Source organism: Siphonobacter sp. BAB-5405, from assembly GCF_002872335.1.
Taxonomy (GTDB): domain Bacteria; phylum Bacteroidota; class Bacteroidia; order Cytophagales; family Spirosomataceae; genus Siphonobacter.
This window is the reverse complement of record NZ_NJAG01000042.1, coordinates 19,254-41,433: the sequence shown is the minus strand read 5'-3', so window position 1 is coordinate 41,433 and position 22,180 is coordinate 19,254. Positions and strand designations below refer to the sequence as shown.

General features: G+C 49.3%; 24 protein-coding genes. 8 read left to right on the top strand and 16 right to left on the bottom strand.

What is annotated here, in order from left to right; translation table 11 throughout:
* Positions 1-277: 277 nt before the first annotated feature.
* The 4 genes from BWI97_RS21615 to BWI97_RS21600 form a co-directional block, all read right to left on the bottom strand.
* Positions 278-1,822, bottom strand: a complete 1,545-nt coding sequence (locus BWI97_RS21615) for an aldehyde dehydrogenase (NADP(+)) (RefSeq protein WP_094811516.1) — start codon at positions 1,820-1,822, stop codon at positions 278-280.
* A 137-nt stretch (positions 1,823-1,959) separates the two neighbouring features.
* Positions 1,960-3,201 carry an FAD-binding oxidoreductase gene (locus BWI97_RS21610; protein ID WP_102202766.1) on the bottom strand — a complete coding sequence of 414 codons (1,242 nt, stop codon included), beginning with the start codon at positions 3,199-3,201 and terminating at the stop codon, positions 1,960-1,962.
* Between the two features lie 37 nt (positions 3,202-3,238).
* Positions 3,239-4,246, bottom strand: coding sequence for a 4-hydroxyproline epimerase (locus BWI97_RS21605; protein WP_094811520.1), 1,008 nt, complete (start codon positions 4,244-4,246; stop codon positions 3,239-3,241).
* A gap of 89 nt (positions 4,247-4,335) precedes the next feature.
* Entirely contained in the window at positions 4,336-5,250 is a 915-nt protein-coding gene (locus BWI97_RS21600) for a dihydrodipicolinate synthase family protein (protein WP_094811522.1), read from the bottom strand.
* Between the two features lie 137 nt (positions 5,251-5,387).
* On the opposite strand from BWI97_RS21600, the gene BWI97_RS21595 reads away from it, so the two are divergent.
* On the top strand, positions 5,388-6,242 hold the full coding sequence (locus BWI97_RS21595; protein ID WP_102202765.1) for an AraC family transcriptional regulator: 855 nt from the start codon (positions 5,388-5,390) through the stop codon (positions 6,240-6,242).
* A gap of 515 nt (positions 6,243-6,757) precedes the next feature.
* Entirely contained in the window at positions 6,758-7,444 is a 687-nt protein-coding gene (locus tag BWI97_RS21590) for a hypothetical protein (protein WP_102202764.1), read from the top strand.
* Positions 7,445-7,493: 49 nt separating this feature from the next.
* Here the strand turns inward: BWI97_RS21590 and BWI97_RS21585 are convergent, their stop codons facing one another.
* The 3 genes from BWI97_RS21585 to BWI97_RS27745 form a co-directional block, all read right to left on the bottom strand.
* Positions 7,494-8,363, bottom strand: a complete 870-nt coding sequence (locus tag BWI97_RS21585) for an SDR family oxidoreductase (RefSeq protein WP_102202763.1) — start codon at positions 8,361-8,363, stop codon at positions 7,494-7,496.
* A 260-nt stretch (positions 8,364-8,623) separates the two neighbouring features.
* A complete protein-coding gene (locus BWI97_RS21580) occupies positions 8,624-9,520 on the bottom strand; it encodes an SDR family oxidoreductase (RefSeq protein ID WP_094811561.1) in 897 nt (298 codons plus the stop codon).
* 43 nt (positions 9,521-9,563) lie between these two features.
* A complete protein-coding gene (locus tag BWI97_RS27745) occupies positions 9,564-9,701 on the bottom strand; it encodes a hypothetical protein (RefSeq protein WP_158242815.1) in 138 nt (45 codons plus the stop codon).
* Between the two features lie 12 nt (positions 9,702-9,713).
* Between BWI97_RS27745 and BWI97_RS21575 the strand changes: the two genes are divergently transcribed.
* Positions 9,714-10,529 (top strand): aldo/keto reductase, encoded by an 816-nt coding sequence (locus tag BWI97_RS21575; RefSeq protein ID WP_102202762.1) that lies wholly within the window; start codon positions 9,714-9,716, stop codon positions 10,527-10,529.
* 82 nt (positions 10,530-10,611) lie between these two features.
* Here BWI97_RS21575 and BWI97_RS28970 read toward each other — a convergent pair whose 3' ends face one another.
* The 4 genes from BWI97_RS28970 to BWI97_RS21555 form a co-directional block, all read right to left on the bottom strand.
* Positions 10,612-10,914: a S9 family peptidase gene (locus BWI97_RS28970; RefSeq protein ID WP_102202761.1), complete on the bottom strand. Its 303-nt coding sequence runs from the start codon at positions 10,912-10,914 to the stop codon at positions 10,612-10,614.
* Positions 10,915-10,925: 11 nt separating this feature from the next.
* Positions 10,926-11,825 carry a S9 family peptidase gene (locus BWI97_RS21565; protein WP_102202760.1) on the bottom strand — a complete coding sequence of 300 codons (900 nt, stop codon included), beginning with the start codon at positions 11,823-11,825 and terminating at the stop codon, positions 10,926-10,928.
* Between the two features lie 630 nt (positions 11,826-12,455).
* A complete protein-coding gene (locus tag BWI97_RS21560) occupies positions 12,456-12,659 on the bottom strand; it encodes a hypothetical protein (RefSeq protein ID WP_094811534.1) in 204 nt (67 codons plus the stop codon).
* A 271-nt stretch (positions 12,660-12,930) separates the two neighbouring features.
* Positions 12,931-13,143, bottom strand: coding sequence for a hypothetical protein (locus tag BWI97_RS21555; RefSeq protein ID WP_102202759.1), 213 nt, complete (start codon positions 13,141-13,143; stop codon positions 12,931-12,933).
* Positions 13,144-13,803: 660 nt separating this feature from the next.
* On the opposite strand from BWI97_RS21555, the gene BWI97_RS21550 reads away from it, so the two are divergent.
* Positions 13,804-14,007 (top strand): hypothetical protein, encoded by a 204-nt coding sequence (locus tag BWI97_RS21550; RefSeq protein ID WP_102202758.1) that lies wholly within the window; start codon positions 13,804-13,806, stop codon positions 14,005-14,007.
* 30 nt (positions 14,008-14,037) lie between these two features.
* On the opposite strand, the gene BWI97_RS21545 is transcribed toward BWI97_RS21550, so the two are convergent.
* Positions 14,038-15,498, bottom strand: coding sequence for a PLP-dependent aminotransferase family protein (locus BWI97_RS21545; RefSeq protein ID WP_102202757.1), 1,461 nt, complete (start codon positions 15,496-15,498; stop codon positions 14,038-14,040).
* Positions 15,499-15,579: 81 nt separating this feature from the next.
* On the opposite strand from BWI97_RS21545, the gene BWI97_RS21540 reads away from it, so the two are divergent.
* Positions 15,580-16,206, top strand: a complete 627-nt coding sequence (locus BWI97_RS21540; protein ID WP_094811540.1) for a pyridoxamine 5'-phosphate oxidase family protein — start codon at positions 15,580-15,582, stop codon at positions 16,204-16,206.
* A 57-nt stretch (positions 16,207-16,263) separates the two neighbouring features.
* Here the strand turns inward: BWI97_RS21540 and BWI97_RS21535 are convergent, their stop codons facing one another.
* The 4 genes from BWI97_RS21535 to BWI97_RS21520 all read right to left on the bottom strand — a co-directional run bounded on the left by BWI97_RS21535 (position 16,264) and on the right by BWI97_RS21520 (position 19,423).
* Positions 16,264-16,509 carry an Atu4866 domain-containing protein gene (locus BWI97_RS21535; RefSeq protein ID WP_094811542.1) on the bottom strand — a complete coding sequence of 82 codons (246 nt, stop codon included), beginning with the start codon at positions 16,507-16,509 and terminating at the stop codon, positions 16,264-16,266.
* A gap of 35 nt (positions 16,510-16,544) precedes the next feature.
* The gene (locus BWI97_RS21530) at positions 16,545-17,396 is read right to left on the bottom strand and encodes an oxidoreductase (RefSeq protein WP_094811545.1); all 852 of its coding nucleotides are present in this window, start codon (positions 17,394-17,396) and stop codon (positions 16,545-16,547) included.
* A 319-nt stretch (positions 17,397-17,715) separates the two neighbouring features.
* Positions 17,716-17,931, bottom strand: a complete 216-nt coding sequence (locus tag BWI97_RS27445) for a hypothetical protein (RefSeq protein WP_141217442.1) — start codon at positions 17,929-17,931, stop codon at positions 17,716-17,718.
* A 76-nt stretch (positions 17,932-18,007) separates the two neighbouring features.
* Positions 18,008-19,423, bottom strand: a complete 1,416-nt coding sequence (locus BWI97_RS21520) for a glycosyltransferase family 39 protein (RefSeq protein ID WP_102202755.1) — start codon at positions 19,421-19,423, stop codon at positions 18,008-18,010.
* Positions 19,424-19,667: 244 nt separating this feature from the next.
* Here BWI97_RS21520 and BWI97_RS21515 point away from each other — a divergent pair, with 244 nt between their 5' ends.
* The 3 genes from BWI97_RS21515 (at position 19,668) to BWI97_RS21505 (ending at position 22,140) form a co-directional block, all read left to right on the top strand.
* Positions 19,668-20,717, top strand: coding sequence for a sensor histidine kinase (locus BWI97_RS21515; protein WP_102202754.1), 1,050 nt, complete (start codon positions 19,668-19,670; stop codon positions 20,715-20,717).
* Positions 20,718-20,735: 18 nt separating this feature from the next.
* On the top strand, positions 20,736-21,539 hold the full coding sequence (locus tag BWI97_RS21510) for an AraC family transcriptional regulator (protein WP_102202753.1): 804 nt from the start codon (positions 20,736-20,738) through the stop codon (positions 21,537-21,539).
* A gap of 73 nt (positions 21,540-21,612) precedes the next feature.
* On the top strand, positions 21,613-22,140 hold the full coding sequence (locus tag BWI97_RS21505) for a dihydrofolate reductase family protein (protein WP_102202752.1): 528 nt from the start codon (positions 21,613-21,615) through the stop codon (positions 22,138-22,140).
* Positions 22,141-22,180 lie beyond the last annotated feature (40 nt).

Genomic DNA, 22,180 nt, shown 5'->3' with positions numbered 1-22,180 from the left:
AAAGGCGGATAACAAAGCAAAGTGCTAAAACCGGGTACGGGCGGAGTACCAGGGAAATCCGAAAACGTATACGAATCGTTAAAAAAGAATGCCTGCTTTTCTTTTGGTAAGCAGGCTGTAGCCAGGAGTAAGAATTGGCGGAGAATGGGCAAAACCCTACCTACCGTCTTACGATCCTTCAGACAGAAAAGAAACTAGCCAGCGAAAACGAATAAAAAAATCCCAGCCTGTGGCAGACTGGGATGATGATACGAATGTATGGAAAGTCGTAGAGGAACTACTGCTGTGTTACGCCATCCCAAAGTCGCCAGATGGAGAGCGGATTGGCATCTTTCAATTCATCCGGAAGCAGAGCCTGGGGAAATCCCTGATAACATACGGGTCGGGCAAAGCGGCAAATGGCGTTCGTACCTACAGACGTCGAGCGGGCATCGGTTGTGGCCGGGAAAGGTCCGCCGTGATGCATGGCGTGACTTACTTCCACACCTGTCGGGAACGCATTGATGATCAATCGACCCGCTTTTTGTTCAAGAATGGCCAGCAGATCGCCGTATTGCAGGAGTTCATCTTCGGTACCATAAACCGTGGCCGTCAAATGACCTTCCAGCGATTGAGCCAGGGCCAGCATTTCTTCGCGACTATCCGCCTGAACAATGATACTGCTGGGACCAAATACTTCTTCAGCTACGGCCGGATTCGCCAGCAGTGTTTTAGCCGTACTGGTCAGCAGGACGGGCCGGGCCAGTGCATAGCCTTCCGTCGCATCCGATTCACCCAGTACCTGCACATCTCCGTGGCTGGTGAGGTGTGTGATGCCCTGATGGAAAGCCTCGCGAATCGCCTTGGTCAGCATAGACGTCGGTTTTATCTGCGTAATGGACTGCTGGGCCTGTGTTTTGAATTGCTCGCTAGCTTCCGAAGCCGTGACAACACTCAAGCCGGGATTCGTACAAAACTGACCGGTACCGAGCGTTGTGGAAGCGACGTATGCCTGAGCCAGGGCCGCTCCCTGTTCTTTCAGAATCTGGGGTAAAAAGAAAACCGGATTCGTACTACCCATTTCAGCGTACACCGGAATGGGTTCAGGGCGACGGGCCGCTGCATCGAAAATGGCCTTACCGCCCCGGAATGACCCCGTAAAGCCAATGGCTTTGATGGCGGGATGATTCACCAGGGCCTGGCCCGTTTCGTTCGTTCGACCCTGAATGCAGAGAAACGTATCTTCGGGCAGGTTGCACTTTTGTACGGCCGTGCGAATGGCTCCGGCTACCAGCTCCGATGTGCCGGGGTGAGCCGGGTGAGCTTTAACCACCACCGTACAACCGGCAGCCAGGGCCGAAGCCGTGTCGCCACCCGCTACGGAGAAGGCCAGCGGAAAGTTACTGGCTCCAAAAATACCGACGGGTCCGAGCGGTCGCAGCATTTGCCGCAGGTCGGGGCGGGGCAGGGGCTGCCGTTCGGGCAGGGCCGGATCAATGCGGGCGTCTACCCAGGAGCCTTCCCGTACGTAGCTCGCAAAGAGGCGTAACTGACCCGTAGTACGACCGCGTTCGCCCGTCAGACGAGGTAGGGGCAGAGCCGTTTCGGCGTGAGCCCGTTCCAGCAGAGCGTCGCCCAGGGCTTCAATTTCGAGAGCGATCTGCTCAAGAAACTCCGCTTTTTTACGTCCGGATACGTTTCGGTATTCGGCAAAGGCCACCGCCGAACGATGACCAAAATCCGTGATTTGTTCGAGACTGGTTTCAGTAAATTCACCCGGCAGGGTTTCGCCCGTGGCCGGATTGATGGCTTGAAAAGTAGAGTCTATCGTAGCTTGTGACATGCCAGTGCTTGGGTTTACAGAGGTTTTCGAACGCGTATAAGGCCCGTTTGCTGGGGCTTGGCATACAGGGCCAAACGCCGCTGTACTTTACAGGGGACGGAAAGAGTCCCTGCTTCACCCTTAGCTTTTTCCTGCTTTTACTGAAAGCGGGACGGATGGAACGCCGCGATATCCATACTCAGCGATTGACCCCGGATGATCTCGCTAACGAGCTTGCCCGTACCAGGTCCCAGACTTAAACCCATCATGCCGTGACCCGTGGCAAGGGTTACGTTTTGGTACGCCGGAATGCGACCAATATACGGCAAACCATCGGGCGAGCAGGGTCGCAGGCCTTTCCAGACGACTTCGCGGGCGGGCAAATCTACGCGAATACCCGGATAATACCGTTGAATGGACTGACTGATTCCCTGTACGCGTTTCATGTTTACGGAAAGATCAGTCCCGTTGATTTCCATGGTACCGGCAATCCGCAGATCCTGGCCCATGGGCGTGGCCGTAGCCCGGGCTTCCAGCATAATGGCCGGTACCCGCACCTGAGGGCTCTGATCTTTCAGCAGAAAACTGTATCCTTTTCCACCCTGTAAAGGCAGATTGAGTTGCAGACTTTTGACTACTTCCGGCGACCAGGCTCCTCCGGCTATGACTACTTCATCGACGGGGTACTGTTCACCACCCGCCCGAATGGCCGTTACGCGAAAGCCATTCATTTCGAAGCCTTCTACCCGATGGTTTTCCAGAAACTGAACGCCTTTGCTTTTCAAATCGGCAATCAGGGTTTCCATAACCAGCCGGGGTGTTACGTGGGCATCGCCGGGATAGTATATGGCTCCGTGTACCGTCACTTCCGCGTTGGGTTCCAGGGCCTGTACCTGTTTCTGATCCAGCATGCGGGCTTCAATGCCCGACTGATTCGCCAGATCCGCTTCGTGTTGTAATTCATGTTCTGCAGCAGCCGTTTGGTACAGCATCAGCAAACCGCGTTCGTGCCAGCCAAAATCCAGCGTCTTGGCCATTTGCTGATACATCGTTTTACTGAGTAAGCTGATGTCCCGCAAAGCCGGAATGGCGTATTGAACGTGCTCGTTGGTTGAATGTTTATAGAACAGCCAGCCCCAGCGAAGCAAATCCGCGTTGAGCCGGGGCTTCACGTAAAAAGGACTCGTCGGCTGAAGCATCCAGCGAAGCCCTTTGGCAATCATACCCGGCTGGGCCAGCGGCACAATGTGGCTGGGCACAATCATACCGGCATTTCCGTAGGAGCAGCCGTCGGCCAGTGCGGTCTGGTCAAAAATGGTTACAGCATACCCGGCTTTTCGCAGGTAGTAAGCCGAGCTTAGACCAATAATTCCTCCACCAACAATTCCAATGTGTTGCATGTGTTTTGGGGTGACGAGCGGCCGCTCGTTTTATAAGTTAAATGACCTGAAAGCCAAAGGCATACGGGTCGTCTTCGTCGATGATGAGGTGGTTGTAGCCGTGTATGCGGGCCCAGCCTTCAATGCTGGGTACAATGGCCGGTTTGCCGGCCAGTTCGGTTTCGGCTTCGATTCTTCCGTTGAAAATCGAGCCGATGATACTTTCGTGAACAAAGGTATCGCCGGGCTTGAGTTTGCCCTGAGCGTACCACTGAGCCATGCGGGCCGAAGTTCCCGTGCCGCAGGGCGAACGGTCAATGGCTTTATCGCCGTAAAAAACGGCATTGCGGGCCGTAGACGTTTCTTGTAACGTAGCACCCGTCCAGAGGATGTGACTCAGGCCGCGAATGGTGTCATTTTCGGGGTGAACGAAACGGTACTGTTCATTCAGTCGAACCCGTAAAACGCGGGCCCAGCTAACGAGCTGATCGGCACTGAAATGCTCCAGACCCGGAAAATTGGCCTGCACATCCACAATACCGTAGAAATTACCGCCGTACGCCACATCAAGGGTTAAGGTACCCAGATCCGGGCATTCGACCGTAAGACCTTCCGCCGCCAGATAGGATTTAATGTTGGTGATTTTCACCGACGTGACCTTCCGGCCTTCCTGTACATACTCGGCCCGTACCAGTCCGGCGGGTACCTCCAGATTCAGTACGCCCGGCGTTTTGGGCCGAATCAAATTTTGTTCGATGGCTACGGTAACGGTGCCGATGGTACCGTGTCCGCACATGGGCAAACAGCCGGAGGTCTCAATAAACAGTACGCCTGCGTCATTGGCCGGATCAATGGGCGGGTACAGAATGCTCCCCGACATCATATCATGGCCCCGGGGTTCGAACATCAGACCCTTGCGAATCCAGTCGTATTCCCGGAGGAAGTGCTGTCGTTTTTCGCTCATGGACTCTCCCTGCAAAAAGGGAATACTACCGCCAGTGACTACCCGTACGGGGTTACCACAAGTATGGGCATCAATACAGAAAAAATGATACGCTGTAGACATCGTTCGAAAATTGCCAAAGATCCTAATGATTGAACTGTGCCAGCTTAAGACCGACACAGTTCAAGGGAAAACAGCCTTCGTGAGCTGGATTAAGCCGGAACCGCAAGACTGGGGCGATTCGCCATCGCCCGATCGATGATGCCCTGTACGTGAGCCCGTTCTTCGCCGATGAGCGGCAGACGCGGAGCCCGTACGTATTCGGAACCGATGCCCGTAGCCACGGCAGCCAATTTAATATTCTGAACAAGTTTGGGGTGAATGTCAAGTTCCAGCAAGGGCATAAACCACTGATACAATTCAAAGGCTTCTTTGATTTTGCCCTGCTGAGCCCATTCGTAAAGGGCTACGGTTTCAGCCGGGAAGGCATCAACCAGTCCACCTACAATGCCATCAACACCGAGTACGGCTGATTCCAGAATCTGTGTATCTACGCCACCCATGATTTTGAAGCGATCGCCGAAGGCATTCCGCATCCGGATCACGTTGGTCAGGTCGCGGGTCGATTCTTTCACGGCTTCAATGTTCGGAATCTGAGCCAGTTCCTGGAACATCGGTACCGTGATGTGGATTTTGTAATCCACCGGATTATTATAAACCATAATCGGCAGCTTCGTTGACTCGGCCACGCTCCGGAAGTATTCTACTGTTTCGCGGGAATCCGCAAAGTACCGCATAGGAGGCAACAGCATCAAACCATCCGCTCCGTTTGCTTCCGCTTCCTGAGCGGCTGCGATGGCATCACGCGTGGCCTGTTCCGCAATATTCACGATAACCGGTACCTGTCCGTCACAAACCTGCAGGGCTCGTTCGAGCAATTGCAGTTTTTCGGGGCGGGTCAGCGTACTGGTTTCTCCCAGCGATCCGCCAATGATCAGACCCCGTACGCCGGCGTCGATCTGAGCCCGGAGGTTGGTTTCAAACAGATTCAGGTCCAGCGTGTCCTCAGCAGTAAAGGGCGTAAGAAGTGCAGGGTAAATTCCCTGCCAGGTAACGGCAACGTTCATATCGTAGAAGGGGCTTAAATGTTAGCTCAAAGGTCCGAAAGGTTTGGCAGGCTTCATTGCTCGGATTTGATTGGCTTTAATACTTTTTTCACTACTTTTATGGGGCTTTCCAATAAATCGACCAAATAAATATCAGTATGAAGCCCCTGTTCTTTCGCGTACCCAGTGTCGATCAGCGTTCATTTCGAATTCAGAAGGAGAATGGACCCAGCTTTTACGGGCAATTACACTTTCATCCCGAAATCCAGCTTACCCTGATCGAGAAAGGGGAAGGAACGCTGGTGGTAGGTAACCGCATTGACCGTTTTCAACCCTATGATCTGTTACTGCTGGGCAGCAATCTGCCGCACGTGTTGCGGAGTACGCCCGGTGCCGGAAATGAACAGGCGGTATCTACTTCCGTTTTATTTATGAGTGAACCATTCGAACAGCAATTGCTGGCTTTTCCGGAAATGGTCCACCTCAAACAGTTGTTGTCCGAAGCCCGGCACGGTGTTCGATTGCAGGTTTCGGCGGATGACTCGCTGGTGCAGGAGTTCGAACAACTGCCCGAACAACGTCCGTTTCAGCAATTTCTCTTTCTGGTACGCGTACTGGACCAGCTGGCGGGGAATCAGCAGCGGGAGATTCTTTCGCGAATGGCTTACGAACGACCCAGCCGCCCCGATGATCACCAGCGACTTGAACGGATCTTCTCTTACATCCTCCAGCATTACGCCGCTCCGATCGGACTGGAAGAGGTAGCGGGTGTGGCAAACCTGACGCCGGGAGCTTTTTGCCGCTTCTTCCGGCAACATACCCGAAAAACTTTTTCGCATTTACTCAACGAAGTACGCATTGAACACGCCTGTCGACTCCTTCGCGAGTCCCGCGAATCCATCAGTGAAATTGCCTTTCAATGCGGCTATACCAATCTTTCCAATTTCAACCGACGCTTCAAGGAAATTACCGGAATGCCTCCCCGCGACTACGTGCGGACGTACCGTATGTAAGAAAAAGCTCAGCGTTTGTATGGTTTCAAGGATTATTATTGAACAGAAACGACAAGTCGCATTTCCGTAATCATTGCCCGATCCTCGTTAAACACTCTGTTTTAAATTCCTTTCCGATCCGTCGATGGATGGTTTGATCGTAGCCGTACGTACGTCCGCGGTGCGGTTGTCTGGCTAGGCCTGTCCGAAAGTGAAATCAAGAGCTTTTTTGTGCGAAAATGGACAAACTTTGTTCACTTTCGCACATTTCATTTTTAACATATATCTGATTATTAGCGGATTACGATTTTGGTGTTGCCTGGGCACGGCTTTGGTACTTGAAAAGAAGTACGCTCGTACCAGCTCTGATACCTCGCTGTCCGGGCCCGGCAGTAGCTACGGATGCTGAACGTATCGCCGTACACCTGTTGACGTCTCTTCGCAGACGGATCCTTAACCACCCTTATGATGCGTTTTTGACCCATCCACGACGGATGGGGCTGGATCCTATGGTTTCATCTTAACGTCAACTTCTCATGCAACGCTTCCTCCGCAGTACTCGTTTATTCGGCATTCTAGCCGTACTTGTTAGCTTTTCAACGGTAGTGTCGGCTCAGTCTGCCTCCAGCGACTCTGCCCGGGCGTATTGGAAACTGTACGCTTCACAGGAAAGTCAGAGTCCGCTGATTCGGTTTTATACGGCTGCCCATCAGGTCGTTTATGAAGAAACATTGCCCAAAGATTTGGGTCGCCTCACGCAAAAAAATATCCGCCTGTTCGATCAGTTACTGGCTTCAGTGACCAACCAGCGGCTGGTCAGTTCGCACCTGTCTCCCGAACGTAATCTGGCGATATATAGCGTTCCTTTATCGGTCGAAAAATCTCCCGGCACCAAGATTACCTGGTACCGGGATGGCGTTGCTTTTTTCGTGGCCAACCCTCAGGTCAAAGAGCTGGGTAAGATCCAGGTTTTCTACGCTCGACTCGATACAAAGCAGGTGAGTGTGAGTATTACGGACGAACTGGAGGAGTACAGTCACTATCAGGATCGTAGTAACCGATCAACCTACCGTCGGTCCATTGACTTACAGAAATTTCCGAGTGGACGGTACAAACTCATGATTCGGCATCCAGGTCAGACGTTCACTTATTACTTACTCGTAGACCGCAGTTTGAACCGGATAGACATTCAACCGCAGACCAATATGGTCCACAGTGAATAATTTATTTATCGGGGAAACGGAGTACTGCTCCGTTTCCCCGATAAATAAATTATTTCCGGAACAGTGGAGCAAATTCCTGGGCAAAGGCCTGAAAAGTACGAGCCGCTTGTCCCGTTACTTCCCGTACGGTATGGGTGACCATAGCGGCTTCGTTCCGGCTGTAATGAGCGTAATCTTCCACGAGGCCTTCGGCTTGCCACTCCGGAAAGCCTATGCTTCGTAAGGCTTCTCGCATTAGCTCAGGCGATACCTCTTGGAAATGAACCGGTTTGTGAAGTACCGCTGAAAGTTGCTGAGCGATTTCCGAATGACTCAGTGCTTCGGACCCGGTTAGGGTATACGTTTTCCCGGTATGCCCTTCGCCCGTTAACGCTTCTACGGCTACAGCGGCAATATCGTGTACATCAATCAGGCTGATTTTTGCATCGCCAATGGCTGCAAAGAACAGGCCCTGTTGAGCAATGGAAGAACGGAAACCCAGTAATCCCTGCATGAATAGGTTTGGACGTAGAAACGTATACGTTAAGCCCGTTTCCCGGATGGCCTCTTCTACAACGGCATGATACCGTAAAAATCGTACGGGCGAATGCAGATCTGCCGCTAGCTGCGACAGCTTTACCAGATGCTGAACGCCCACCCGCCGGGCTTCGGTTACGAAAGTTAATTGCTGCTGTTCGGCCTGTTCAGAAGAACTGGTAAGTAAAAAGGCCCGTTCGATACCCTGCAAAGCACGGGCCAGACTGGCCGGATCGTTGAAGTCACCACGGACTACTTCCACCCCCGGTAATGTCGCCAGGGCTTCTTTTTCTGAACGAACGAGGGCCCGAAATGGAATTCCACGCTGAGCAAGTTGCTGAGTTAATGCAGAACCGACGCTACCCGTAGCTCCGGTGATGAGAATTTTTGGGAATGTAGACATGGTTTTTTCAGGAATATAGTAGTGATGGATAGAGTCGGGCTTTGGCCTGACCCACCACAAAGGTCGATTCTCTATTCTTTCTGAAATTGTAAGAAAACGAAAGGGCGGCTATACGAAAAAGGCCAGTACGTATCGCACGTACTGGCCTTTTTTATCTGGAACTGCGTCCGAAGAATCAACGTAGAGCTTCCAAACTACGGATGCAGGGAATCATTCGTCTTACGGATCATTTTCCAACAACCCGTTCAATGACTGGAGCGTTAAATCGTGGGTCGGCCACCGGTAACCTGTACGGTTGCTCCCGACATATAGCTGGAGTCTTCCGAAGCCAGCAATACGTAAATCGGGGCTAGCTCGGCGGGTTGGCCTGCCCGTCCCAGGGGTGTATCTTCTCCAAACTTCTGTACCTTTTCGGGAGGCATGGTTGCGGGGATCAGCGGCGTCCAGATCGGTCCCGGAGCGACGCAGTTGACCCGAATGCCTTTTTCGGCGATACTCTGAGCCAGGTTGCCCGTAAAATTCTGGATGGCGGCTTTCGTAGCCGTATAGGCCAGCAACGTAGGGTTGGGCGTATATGCGTTAACCGAGGTTGTATTTACGATCGTACTACCGGGCTTCATGAAAGGTTCGGCAGCTTTGCAGAGATAGAACATGGCGTAGATGTTCGTCTTGAACGTCCGGTCCCATTCCTCGCTGGGAATTTCCTGTAACGATTCGCGGGCCATCTGAAATGCTGCGTTATTCACCAGAATATCGATTCTGCCGAATTCGGCAACGGCTTTCTGTACAATTTCCTGGCAGTGTGATTCTTCGCTAATATCGCCCGGCACCAATACGGCTTTCCGACCCGCCTGCTCGATATACTGAGCGGTTTCACGGGCATCTTCTTCTTCGTTCAAATACGAAATCAATACGTCGGCACCTTCGCGGGCAAAAGCAATAGCCACGGCCCGACCAATGCCGGAATCTCCGCCCGTGATAATGGCTTTACGTCCTTCCAGTTTGCCGGAACCTTTATAGGAAGTTTCGCCATGATCGGGCTGGGGAGACATTTTAGCCGTTTTACCGGGTACGGGTTGCTCCTGCTCTGGATACGGCGGTTTCGGATATTTTTCTCGGGGATCGGTCATTGGGCTGGATTCAGAATTTGCGTTCATTTCTTCATGATTTTGGTGGATGCATCGACAGAATACTGCTTCACTATTGCTCTTTTCGGCAAAAGATGCGTACCAGTGAAAACTGCCAAACGATTTCCACAATCGCTCTTACCATAGGTTTAGCGAATGAATTGGCCCGGATTTTGTACTCCTGATTCCGCTCGATTTCCACCCAACTCATTGCTCAACTTGTATGCTTAAACGCCCCATTCCTTCGACGCAGGAAACGTTACCTGTGATCGGGCTGGGTACCTGGCAAACGTTTGATGTGCCCGCACCCACTGACCGCTTACAACGTACCCTGGAGACCATGCATCAGGCGGGAGGTACGCTCATCGATTCCTCGCCCATGTACGGCCGTTCGGAAGCCCGTATCGGTGATCTTACTACGGCAGCCCGGCTGGCCGATTCGTTTTTTTACGCTACCAAAGTCTGGACGACGGGCCGTGAACAGGGCATTCGACAAATGGAGGAATCCAGGGAGCGAATGCAACGGGAGACGATCGATCTCATGCAGATTCATAACCTGACCGACTGGCAAACGCATTTGCAAACCTTGCGGGAATGGAAAGAATCGAAGAAAATCAGATATCTGGGAATAACCCATTACACGGATAGCAGCCACGAAATGCTGGAACGCATTCTTGCAACGGAGGCCATTGATTTTGTTCAGTTTAACTACTCCATTCTGAATCGAAATGCGGAAAAACGGCTCTTGTCCATTGCCGCTGATCGGGGCGTCGCGACGCTGATCAATCGGCCTTTGGGTGAAGGGGGACTTTTTGCTCAGGTACGCAACCAGCCCCTTCCGGCCTGGGCTGCCGCGTATGAAATGAAAAGCTGGGGACAGTTTTTTCTCAAATACATCGTGTCGCACCCCGCCGTTACCTGCGTTATTCCGGGTACGTCCGATCCGGATCACCTGGCCGACAACATGCAGGCAGGTTTTGGCCCTTTACCGGACGAAGCTACCCGAAAAAAGATGGTGGATTACCTGACTGCCCTCTAAGCGTAGGGACAGATCCTTTTTTTAATACAAAAGGGGTTCTAACCAGGATAGGTTAGAACCCCTTTTGTGTCATTAGCGATGCTTACTGAACTGATTTCGTTTTCGCTTTTTCAAACCATTCGAGGGTACGCCGCATGAATACCACTTCCGTGGGTACGTGATAGCCATTCGGAATGGTAGTCAGTTGAGCCTGGGTAGCCCCCAGTTTTTGCATGGACTCGTAGACCTTGTCCGTATTCAGGTAGGGAATGTATTCATCGGTATCGCCGTGCAGCAGATGCAGAGGCGTTTGCGTTGACCAACCCGTCAGATCATTTTTCCTGAGTGCTTCCGAAAACATAGACGTATCATCGAAAACATCGGCCCGGAAGGTATCGGTGCACATTTCATGAAAACTTACCGTAATGGACCGGGCGTTAGCATGGACTGCCGGATTTGTTCGGCGTACGGAGCCTTGAAATAGTAACTAATGGGCTTATTCAGGCCGTGTAATTCGTTGTAAGTCAAGGTTTGCCAAACGTATAGATAGTTAGCCAGCTTACCGATGGTAGGCTGCGTAGTGATATGCTGAAAGAAAGCTTTCGTAGCATACGGACCTGAACCACAGCTGGTACTGGCAAGCTTAAACTCAGTAGCGTAACTATCCTGAATCATCTTTTGCGTTGAAAGGGTAGCGTACCCTCCTTCGGAATAGCCGGCCAGAAAAACCTGTCCATTCGTGGTGCGGTTTTTAGCTTCCAGAAACTCTTTCGTGGCCAGGAGCATATCTACGGAAGCCTTGGCCAGCGTTTCGCGATGTTCGTAAGGGTGTGAAACCTGACTGGACTGGCCGTAACCCAAGTAATCGGGACACACAACAATGTAACCATGCGTGGCAAAGTACAGCGGATAGGAAAAGCTCGGAGCCGTCAGACTATTGCCCGTTGGAGCTTCGGCAGGCGAATAGGCCGTAGCATGCTGGAAACTTAACAAGGGGTAGTTTTTTGCCTTGGGCTGACGAGGCAGGTACACGATACCCGAAGCAAGAATGGGCGTACCGCCGGCTAAACTTGTGCGATAGGTAAGACGATAGACTTCCATCGTATAGTCAGCCGGGCGATATTCCAGTGAATCGTTAGTAGACTGAATGAGAGCCAACGCTGAAGGTTCGTATACACTTACTAACGAACTATCTGCTAAGAAAGGCTCCACTTTTTCGACGGGCTCTTTATTGCAGGACGTTAGAAACAGTACGGACAGACTCAGCAAACCAACAACCCGCCTAAAAGGACGAGCAATTACTTGAAAAGATAACATGGTATGTATGGAGGAAATAAGAAGGCACTAAAAAGCCAGATCACGCTGAAGCATCGGCAGGATACGGATGTATGTAGCCAGCAGAAATGACGTTACGGTTGAAAGCAGGAAGGTAAAAGGGAGAAAACGATACGAACCAGAAGGAAACTCAAAGAGAAAGAATATAGATTTTTTTTCATAAGAATCAAGGACGATGATGGGCAACGTTTCGGGTACAAGATTACATCATATTCTTTTCATATGCAACCCGTTATCTAATTTAGCATGCTTATAAAAAAAGGCTCATAGTCCTTAATTCTACTTCCTAAAAGTAGCTATTTACTTATAAAATAAACGAGATAAGTATCCCATAAGTAGTGTTTATAAAATCCCTTGGTAACGATTCCCTTTTTTAGTAGGAAAACCCCTGTAAAGCTCTAATGCATTAGCGATATATTGAAAAATTGCTTTTTTCTACTGACCTGTTATGTCGTTATATGCAGGATAATTACTTCCAACGTCCTTCGTACTATTGTAGGAAGTAGCTACTAGCATTGTCGTTCATCCGGTTCAAAAAATAAAAATACCCTTTGATTTGTTGTTCAAAACCAAAGGGTACGGAATGCCTGAATGACAGAGAATTTGTAACGATTAAAAGAATCTGGACGTCCAGAACCAGACCAGCCAGAATCCAATGCCCAGCACGCAAACCGAGTTCAAACCCAGATCATATAAGCCTTTGAGGCGGGCATTGGTCACTTTATTTCGACCGTGTACTTTCAGGTAGAAGTGAATGCCCAGGACCGTGCAGATTAAGATAAAGTAGTTACAGCTATCAGCGATAAATGATAACATAGGATGTATAGTTAGGTAGCTTTAAGAATCAATCAAGTGGATACACTTACAAAAATAAATCAGGAAAGGCTAAAGTTGTATCAGCAGCTCCGGATAAAATATGCAGTATAGGCAGAAATAGATTCTGAAAATGACTACCAACTATCGAAATTAAGGAAGGATACGCTTTCTAATAAAGCAGTTTACAGACGATACAAAGCCATACAGCGTATCGGGGCAGGAAAAAGAGAGGACATAAAAAAAACCTCTCGCGAAGGAGAGGTTTCTTTTATTAATGATTGGCAGCCGCAGCAGCTTCTTTAGGCAGGCTTACTTTCGGAGAGATACTCTCCAGACCCACATCACCGGTCGTAGTACTTGGCGTAATCGGAGCGTTGGTGTAGTCGAAAAAGGGTAACATGATCAGAGACAGTACGATCAAAAAGCCGATTACGACGTATACGGGAGTTAAATCGCCCCCATCGTTGGTTGAGTTAGTAGCCATCGATAATAAAAATTGATTTCTGCTTTTTTGGGCAAATAGACAAAAAAGACGGTAGCATTCCTAGTAAAAATTCCTGAAAAAGACATCTGACTCGCTTTTAAGGTCTGCGTAGCATTAATAGCTGTTCATTTAACAACACAAAACCCAGCCGTTGGCGGACGCTGGGTTTTGGATACGTTTGTCTGGCGGTAACAAACTACATTACATACAAGAAAATATCTTTAATGGATTCTGTACCAGTATGTTAAAAGGCTATACCAATATTAACGGTTTGTGTATACGCAATATACGTAAAGCAGCTTTTTAGCACTAAAAAAGCATTTTTTGGGATTTAAACTTTTTTCAATCCTTATTATAGCCAGGAATCGAACGACCGTAACTGAGTAATGATTTCCTCAATCTTCTTCATAGTGGCATTGTTGATGAGGCGAATACGACTTTTTTAATGGTTCTGTCAAATAAGAATACGGATGATCTGGGTAGCAATAATTAGTGGATATATCGTGTGCTGGTTTGTATGGATTTGCTGGGAATTACGGCAGGCCTATACACCATCTGACGAATTACAGGCAAGTTTCAGTAGCGTACAATTTCATAAAGAAGATGAACATTGGTTAATTTGCCATCAGTTTATTAGTTTGAAAGCAAGAGGAGAAGTGTATGAAACGAATCTTATGGATAAAGCCTTCGGTCGAACCGACCGACCTTTTGAATCCTGACACCGCCATTTTACATATACAAGCTACCGTTCGGCAGGAAATGTGTGAACGCAAGTTGAATAGAATTCGCCTGATGGCAGGAGCTACCTTTATCGCTGGATTTTTTATTTACTTCCTGTTTTTAACGGGCTGGATCACAGCCTAATCAGCCGGTTTTATACAGCGTTCTACCTGGTTAGAGTAGTGATTTAAGAATTTTAACGCAGCAGACTAGTTCCTCTTCCGTCGAAGAAGCAAAGCCCAGACGAGCAACATTTTCTTTTCGGAAAACGGACTCGTGTGCTGTTCCGTTGGATAAATACAAGTCTTTCTGAAGAGCTTTTTCGGCCAGTCGTACCAGGTTAATACCCGAATCGAAGGTAGTCCAGACGGACATGCCCCCTTCCGGTTTTCGAAAATCAACGACATGCCCCAATTCCGTTTGCAGGTAGTCACAGAACAGATCCCGCCGATGCCGATACATGCGTAGCGATTTCCGGATGTGCCGTTGAATAACTCCCATATGTAATAACTCGGCCATAGCATTTTCAAGCAATGTATCGCCCTGACGATCAACGATTCGGCGTAGTTTGGCCAGGTGCTGAATCACATTTTCCGGGCCTACCAGATACCCAACCCGAAAGGCTGGTGAAATGGTTTTGGTGAATGAACCGCTGTAGAGTACCATGCCACCCAGATCGGCACTGGCGAGTGGAAACAGCGGCTTGCTTTCGTAGTGAAAATCGTAGTCATAATCATCCTCGAAAACAATGAATTTGTAGGCCTGAGCTAAAGCCAGTAACCGCATACGGCGGTCCGCTCGTAAGGGTACGGTTGTAGGATACTGGTGATGCGAAGTAAGGTACAGCATCCGCAGCGGTCGTTGTTGACAAATTTGCTCTAACGCATCCACATCGATGCCGTATGCATCTACCGGTACAGGCGTAACCCGGGCTCCGGCCTGTAGAAAATTCATGCGGGCCCCTGACCAGGTGTATTCTTCTACTGCCACTTCGTCTCCTGGCTGAAGCAATGCGGTACTAGCCAGATACACGCCCATCATCGTACCCCGTACAATCAGTATATTTTCCGGTTCAGCCCGCAAACCACGCGTAGCATTTAGATAAATGGCTAATTCCTCCCGAAGCCAGCGGGAGCCACTGGGATCGTTATACCCCAGCCGAATGTAAGGATTGGAGGCCAGCAGCTGCGAGCGATAGGCTCGCGATAATTCCTGAACGGGAGCAAGTCGGGCATCGGGAAACCCATCGTCGAGGTGATAGCGGGCCTGAGCCTTGAGCGGCTGTCGATCCAGATGCGGTGTGGGGTGGAAAGGAAACCCCGCCTGTTTCGCAGGATTGAAAACGTCGGCACTGACCAAGGGCCGGGGCGATAATTCTGGTAAGTGCTGGCTTACGAACGTACCGCTTCCTACCTGCGTTTGTAACCAACCCTGAGCGATGAGTTCGTCGTAAGCCTGTATTACGGTTTTTCGGTGAATGGTTAATCCCGATGCTAACGCTCGCGTGCTGGGGAGTCGATAATCCGGACGCAGGATGCCTTTACGGATCAGATCAATGAGCTGAGCGGCGAGCTGAAGGTAAATGGGCTGAGGATCCTGCCGATAAATCTGAAGGAGAGTAGCTAAAGGCTGCATAAAATTGGACTACTCGTTTTGTTAAAAATGGATGCGTTGATGAATCCAGCAAAGCTACACTTTTGTCAAAAAAACAGCCGAATGAATACTCCGAAACTTATTCCCAGTCGGGATGCTAAAAAAGCTCATTTTGATGCCGAAACCATTTACCCTATTCTCGATGAGGCCTTATACTGCACCATCAGCTATTGCGTAGACAACCAGCCTTACTCCATTCCAACGGCTTTTGTCCGCTACGAAGACAAGATTTACATCCATGGTTCAGTGGGCAGTCATTTTATTCGTACGATTGAAAAAGGCTTGCCCGTTTGCGTTTCCGTTACCTTAATGGATGGATTGGTCATTGCCAAATCGGCCTTTTCGCATACGGTGAATTACCGTTCCGTAATCCTCTTTGCTGAAGCCGAAAAGATAGAAGAGCTTGGCCTTAAAAAAGCGGCTCTCCAATGGCTGACCGAGAAAATAGTACCGAATAGCTGGGATTACCTGCGGCCCATGACCGACAGTGAATTACGCAAAACAACGGTTCTGGCTTTTAAAGCCGATCAGGCTTCGGCGAAAATCCGGACGGGCATGCCCAACGACGAACCAGAAGATAAGGAATTGCCCATCTGGTCGGGTATTATTCCGTTCCAACAGCAACGGCTCGCTCCCGTAGCCGACGAAAGTAGCCAGGTCATTCCTTTGCCCGAACATTTAATGTTATAAAAAAACGCCCAGCGTCACGATCAGGACGCTGGGCGTTTGCATGGAGATGAGTTTCGTTTACTTTTCTTCCCGGTACAGAACCATTCCGGCGTGGTACAGAATTCCGTCCCGGAAATCACCGTCGGCCGTAAAACCCGTATCGTCCACGTAATCAATGTGATCTCCCGTGAGGGTGTACCGGCCCTGATAGGCACTTTTCCGGGTACCCCGGGCTTCATCGTAGCGGCCATTAGGTAAGAGTTCATGCCGGATATAGCCATCTTTCGTTACCCACATACCTACGTAAGAATTGTTTGTTTTCATGACTTTTGCTGGGACAGTTCCAGGTTCGTTCCGTTTCAGGATTGAGTCGTAAAATCTGTAGAAATAGTCAAGTCTTTCCAGGCCTCTACATCCGCCTGCACGGCCGCCATCTTTTCCTGCATCATTGCGTAGGCGTCACTACCCAGAAACAGGTGGAGCGGTGGGTTAGGTGTGGTAGCCACCTTAATCAAGGCAGCTACGGCTTTCTCCGGGTCACCGGGCTGATTACCATTGATATCCTCGCGATGGGCCGACAAAGAGGCCTGAGCTTCCGCATATGCTTCGATGCGGCGGGCCGGCGTAGCCATGGATTCCTGGGTGAGGAAATTGGTTCGAAAATAGCCTGGATACACTACCGTCGCATGAATACCGAATGATTTTGCCTCTGCCGCCAGCGATTCCGTAAAACCAGCGACGGCAAACTTCGTAGCACAATAAATGCCCCAACCCGCAAAATTGGCCGTATAGCCGCCGACCGAAGCGATATTGAAAATGTGCCCCGACTGCTGCTTGCGGAGGTAAGGCATCACCTCACGAATGACATTAAGTGAACCGAAGACATTAATGTCGAAATTCTTGCGAGCTTCCTCGTCGCTAAGTTCTTCGAGTGTTCCAAACTGTCCGTAACCAGCATTGTTTACCACTACGTCAATACGACCGAAAGCGGAGATGGTTTGAGCAACGGCTTCCTGCACGCTGGCTGGTTCCGTCAACGAAACCTGTAGGGGTAAAAACTGATCCGAAGCCGGACCAATTTCTTTGATTAATGTATCTAACTTTCTTGAAGTGGCGGCTACCCGATAGCCCTGCTGTAGTAATTTTTGGGTCAATATCAATCCCAGTCCTTGTGAGGCTCCCGTGACGAACCATACCTTGGAAGAAGTCATAATATGTTTGTTTTTTGTACACTGCAAAAGTATACGTGACTCAGTATCAGTAGCTTACAGCAAACAAACCAATACTTGCAAAATTCAAACAAACGAAAGATTCTTACGGATTATCTTTTTTGTAGGGATTTATGTACAGGGATTGTAACGGATAAATGATATCGTATTTCATAGGTATCCTCTTCTTTAAAAAGCAGATAGAATTCCATTGTAGAACTTTAATGATACGTTCGTGATAGGTATCGATTGAAGGGATTTCCAATCAATGGCGTACAAAGTTATGTTGATCCAGATGAAACGGCCCACCGACCCGGTTACCTTACGTACGGGTAATCGAAAGGACGAGGCCACTATTCGGATTTACTTCCAGTTCAACCTTGCCGAAGCCACGAGCTTTCACTTCATCGAATTGCTCCTGCGTAATACGGAAAAGGCGGATGTCATGGCGAGCAACGTGTAATTCAAGCGAGAAGGTAGGATCAGGGTGGGAGGTGTTATGTGATTCGACGGTTACAATTCTTCCCAGAAGCTTCATGAATGTGGTTTTTTAGTAGTCAAAACTAAGCAAAGGGCGCTGACTTCTCCAAATCGTCGCAGGCCTGTTCTAACGGTTAGGGCTGGTGTTGGTATACGACCGTTCGATCATCTTTAAAAATTCGGATATAGGCTCCCATTCGTTCGGGCGTATCCAGCGGAATGTAATAGCTCGAATTCAGGGGGTCATCACTGATGATGTATTTTACTTTTTCCCGGTCAGCAAGATCGAAAAATTCCGGTAGGGTCAGCGGAGGACGGTCTCGCAGGGAACAGTAATAACTCAGGCTCCGAATCTGATAATTTTCCATCTGCCCAAAGAAAAAACTGAGCGGGGCAATCACCCTGCTGTTCTTTTCGGGCATCAGGCGGGCTAAATGTTCGTTATAGGTTTGCTGATAAGGAACCGTATAATTTTCATATACTACTTCGCCAATCGTAAACAATCCAATCAAAACGTAAGCGGATAAAATGACCCGGGCTACCCGTTTTTGCACTTGCGTTCGGAGAAATGCAGGAGCGTAAGTGGCTACAAGAATAGCGAACCAGGGGACAAATAAAAGAATATAAAAAGCGAAAGTACTTTTGGTTAATAACCAGAAAAAAACGACGAGTAAAAGCAGGTATAACAGGATTGGCTGTGTCAGGGAAAGGTGCTTGCGAGCGAAGATAATAGTCAACACGACGAGTGCGGTTAACGCGGCTTCGTGCTGGCTGTGAAAAAAGAGTTGATGATAATCAACCATCACTTTTAATTTGTCGGAGAGGGTACGCGTGTATTGCATGGCCGGGTCTTCCACAAACTGCCAAACCATCCGGTCTACCCGCTGGTCCAGCAGGGCATCCAGCAGATACAGACTCAGTACAAATCCGCCAACACCCGCAAAGACGAGCGTTTTTCGCCAGTCGGTGCGAAGGAGTAGCCAGAGGGCACCGGCGGCCAGGTAAATCAGCCCATTCAGATGCGTCAGAGCGGCCATACCGGCGAATACGCCTGCCCAGCCCACGTGTGGGAGCCGTCCGCCGGGGCGGTCCAGGCACAGGTAAGAGGCAAAGCCCAGCGTCATACACATGATTTCCGGCCGATTGATGCAGAAATACTGAATTAGTGTACCGCAGCCCAGATACAGCAATAAAGCCAGCCATTGTTGTTCGCGGGACTCACGCTCGGTGTACTTCCAGATTAAACCCGCTGCTATCGTTCCAAAAAGAATGCTAATGACTTTACTTCCCGCTACACTAAAACCCACCACACCCATTAAAAAGGCTCCGGTGTAAATGAAAAGTTTATGAAAAACATAAATGCGTTCGTCCCAGTATAAAAAGCCCCGGAATAATTCAGAACGAACTTTTCCTTCTTTTACAAACCAGTAAGATTGTTCCGCAAACCAGGCATCATCAAAATGTTCCGTACGGTGATAAAAAGTAAGAATCAATAAGCCAGTAAACAGGAAAATCAGGAAGCGGTAAACTCGTACAGAAAAAATAGACATACTACGTTAATCAAATCCGAATAAACGGTGCAGGTGATGAATTGGATACGCGAACAAAGGTAAAAGTGGAGACGGCCATTTTCACCCTTGGCTCTAAATAAAATGTTAAAAGAGCTACACCACTGACGAATAAATGAAGATGATAGATACCCGCATTTGTTCTCTCAAGAGAGAAGAAAATCTTCTTTGAAGTGACGAAAACCCGCCGTAATTTTAGTTTTCGTTTTTATACCTTCTGCCTTATATGCCGTTTCTTCAATCACGTAATTTACGACTTCGCTTGCTGGGGCCTATTGGGCTTTTTGCCTTCGGTCTGATTTTCTTCAAGCTCCGCATGTACCTGGAGCTAACCCCCCGGGATTTTTTCTGGTCCATGCTGATTGGTTTGTTATGTGGGTATATCGGTTGGGAGCTGGCACGCTGGGCGGTCCGGTTTATTCAAAAGCTGTATCCCGGCTTGATTAATACGCGGCGTCGGTTGTGGCGACTACTGTTTGTAATTATTCTGCTAGCCAATGTCAATACATTTTTACGCTCAGGAGTCAATCAGTTGCTTAATCCTGGTTTATGGCTGTATGATCTATACGATTACTTTGAAACCGTTGGTATTCAGGTCGTTTACGTGTGCGTTTATGTGAGTATTTACGAGGGTAGTTATCTGATTCATCAGTGGAAACAGACGTATCAGGAAAAAGAACAGCTCATGCGGGCCGAATGGCAGGCCCGTTTTGATTCGCTTAAAAGTCAGGTCAATCCGCACTTTCTGTTTAATGCCCTCAATGCCTTGTCTTCCTTAATCGAGGAATCGCCCCAGCTGGCGGGTCGGTTTGTGGACGAACTTTCCAAGGTATACCGGTATCTGCTATACGCCAATGACCGCGAACTGACGACACTGGAAACGGAACTGCGTTTTATTGAATCCTACGTGCATTTGCTGCAAACACGGCACGGGGAAGGCATTCGGGTACAACTGTCCGTACCCATCGAACACCTGAATTACACCCTTCCGCCGCTCACCCTGCAATTACTGGTCGAAAACGCCGTCAAGCACAATGTGGTACGGGCCAGTCAGCCGCTGACGATTGATATTTCTACCGCTTTCACCCGGCCTTCCGAAGTACAACTGTGGGTTCGGAATAACGTACAGCGTAAAAATAAAGCCGTAGCGAGCAATGGGGTAGGCCTGAACAATATCACGGCTAAATACCGGATGCTGACGCAGTCGGACATTGTTATTCGGGAAGAAGCTGACTCTTTCACGGTCGTATTACCTTTACTTTCGCACCTGAATTAGGAGCTATCCAACCGTTTTATGAAGACTTCGTATCAACTCAGACCGACGGACGATTTAGGGCATAGCGTGGCTTGCATCTGGTATGAGGAGAGTCCGCAGGTGCATGTACGCACGCAAACCGTTGCCTTTCCGTATCAGGAATTACTCATCAACTACGGCGATTCGTTTTGTAATACCGGAGCTTTTCCCTATACCTATACTGCCGCAGGTTCCGTGCTGGGGTTATCGCAGCAACCCTTGTATACGACGGTACAGGGACGGTATCGGGCTCTTGGGATCTTGTTCAAACCCGGAGGACTGTATCGATTATTCGGATTTACGCCCGAAAAACCGAGCACACTCCGGCCCCTGTTCGGTCCACAAACCACACCATTTCTACAAAACCTGAAGGAACACGCGGAGGGAGCCGAAAAAGTCCAGTACCTGCAAGCCTTTCTTCGTGATAATAGTCGGCCTCAATCCATTCCAACGGCCACACAGGACTTATTAACGGAGCTGGAATCTAGTTCCGGAGCAAGCATTCAGTCGTACGTACAAACCCTGGAGCAATCGCATAAAACCTTTCTGCGTAGTTTTGTTTCAGTGCTGGGCATAACACCGAAGAAGTACCGGCAAATGATTCAGCTCAATCAGGCTTTGCATTGTATGGTTACTCAGCCTGAACAATCCTTAACCGAAATCGGCTATGAATCGGGTTTCTACGATCAGGCTCACTTCATCCGAACGTTCCGGTCATTAACCGGCATGACGCCGGGTGCGTACCGTCGGGCTGTACGGGAGCAGCGGGTGGCTCGGGAGATACCCAATACGATTTATCTGTAAGCAGTTTTGGGTAAATTTTATACAATTTTCACGGAAAAAACGGATTCACTTTTGCGGAATAAAATCCTTTCGCATGAGAAAAATAACGTTGTACACAGCCATGAGTCTGGACGGATTTGTGGCCGGACCCCAGGACGAGTTAAACTGGCTCATCCAATTTCCCAATCCCGAACAGACGGATTATGGCTACGCAGCTTTCCTGGAAACCATCGATACCACCCTGATGGGCTATCGAACCTATGAAGTCGTGCTGGGTCTGGAAGAGACCTTTCCGTACGCGAACCTGACCAACTACGTCTTTACCCGTTCGACCACCCGTGGCGAAGCTCCGTACGTAACCTTCATTACAGAGGATTGGCTCCCGTTCATACAATCTTTAAAACAGCAACCCGGCAAGGGCATCTGGCTGATTGGCGGGGGCCAGCTTAATGCGGCATTTCTACAGGAAAAATGCATCGATGAACTGATCATCCATGTAATGCCCGTCGTACTGGGTTCGGGAATTTCGCTGTTTCAGGGATTAACGGAAGAACATACCTTTCAGCTTACCCGTACCAAAAGCTACAGCAATGGGGTACTGGAATTGAGGTATCAGTTGTAAAACCGAAGCGTTTGGTTGTGAATATTAATGATTTTCAGGG

Coding starts and splice junctions, on each gene's coding strand:
- BWI97_RS21550 (WP_102202758.1), top strand. CDS start 13,804: ATGAAACGAATCTTATGGATAAAGCCTTCGGTCGAACCGACCGACCTT.
- BWI97_RS21615 (WP_094811516.1), bottom strand. CDS start 1,822: ATGTCACAAGCTACGATAGACTCTACTTTTCAAGCCATCAATCCGGCC.
- BWI97_RS21580 (WP_094811561.1), bottom strand. CDS start 9,520: ATGAACGCAAATTCTGAATCCAGCCCAATGACCGATCCCCGAGAAAAA.
- BWI97_RS21600 (WP_094811522.1), bottom strand. CDS start 5,250: ATGAACGTTGCCGTTACCTGGCAGGGAATTTACCCTGCACTTCTTACG.
- BWI97_RS21605 (WP_094811520.1), bottom strand. CDS start 4,246: ATGTCTACAGCGTATCATTTTTTCTGTATTGATGCCCATACTTGTGGT.
- BWI97_RS21535 (WP_094811542.1), bottom strand. CDS start 16,509: ATGAAAACAAACAATTCTTACGTAGGTATGTGGGTAACGAAAGATGGC.
- BWI97_RS21575 (WP_102202762.1), top strand. CDS start 9,714: ATGCTTAAACGCCCCATTCCTTCGACGCAGGAAACGTTACCTGTGATC.
- BWI97_RS21545 (WP_102202757.1), bottom strand. CDS start 15,498: ATGCAGCCTTTAGCTACTCTCCTTCAGATTTATCGGCAGGATCCTCAG.
- BWI97_RS21510 (WP_102202753.1), top strand. CDS start 20,736: ATGAAGACTTCGTATCAACTCAGACCGACGGACGATTTAGGGCATAGC.
- BWI97_RS27445 (WP_141217442.1), bottom strand. CDS start 17,931: ATGAAGCTTCTGGGAAGAATTGTAACCGTCGAATCACATAACACCTCC.
- BWI97_RS21560 (WP_094811534.1), bottom strand. CDS start 12,659: ATGTTATCATTTATCGCTGATAGCTGTAACTACTTTATCTTAATCTGC.
- BWI97_RS21540 (WP_094811540.1), top strand. CDS start 15,580: ATGAATACTCCGAAACTTATTCCCAGTCGGGATGCTAAAAAAGCTCAT.
- BWI97_RS28970 (WP_102202761.1), bottom strand. CDS start 10,914: ATGTGCACCGATACCTTCCGGGCCGATGTTTTCGATGATACGTCTATG.
- BWI97_RS21505 (WP_102202752.1), top strand. CDS start 21,613: ATGAGAAAAATAACGTTGTACACAGCCATGAGTCTGGACGGATTTGTG.
- BWI97_RS21585 (WP_102202763.1), bottom strand. CDS start 8,363: ATGTCTACATTCCCAAAAATTCTCATCACCGGAGCTACGGGTAGCGTC.
- BWI97_RS21590 (WP_102202764.1), top strand. CDS start 6,758: ATGCAACGCTTCCTCCGCAGTACTCGTTTATTCGGCATTCTAGCCGTA.
- BWI97_RS27745 (WP_158242815.1), bottom strand. CDS start 9,701: ATGAGTTGGGTGGAAATCGAGCGGAATCAGGAGTACAAAATCCGGGCC.
- BWI97_RS21530 (WP_094811545.1), bottom strand. CDS start 17,396: ATGACTTCTTCCAAGGTATGGTTCGTCACGGGAGCCTCACAAGGACTG.
- BWI97_RS21515 (WP_102202754.1), top strand. CDS start 19,668: ATGCCGTTTCTTCAATCACGTAATTTACGACTTCGCTTGCTGGGGCCT.
- BWI97_RS21595 (WP_102202765.1), top strand. CDS start 5,388: ATGAAGCCCCTGTTCTTTCGCGTACCCAGTGTCGATCAGCGTTCATTT.
- BWI97_RS21555 (WP_102202759.1), bottom strand. CDS start 13,143: ATGGCTACTAACTCAACCAACGATGGGGGCGATTTAACTCCCGTATAC.
- BWI97_RS21520 (WP_102202755.1), bottom strand. CDS start 19,423: ATGTCTATTTTTTCTGTACGAGTTTACCGCTTCCTGATTTTCCTGTTT.
- BWI97_RS21565 (WP_102202760.1), bottom strand. CDS start 11,825: ATGTTATCTTTTCAAGTAATTGCTCGTCCTTTTAGGCGGGTTGTTGGT.
- BWI97_RS21610 (WP_102202766.1), bottom strand. CDS start 3,201: ATGCAACACATTGGAATTGTTGGTGGAGGAATTATTGGTCTAAGCTCG.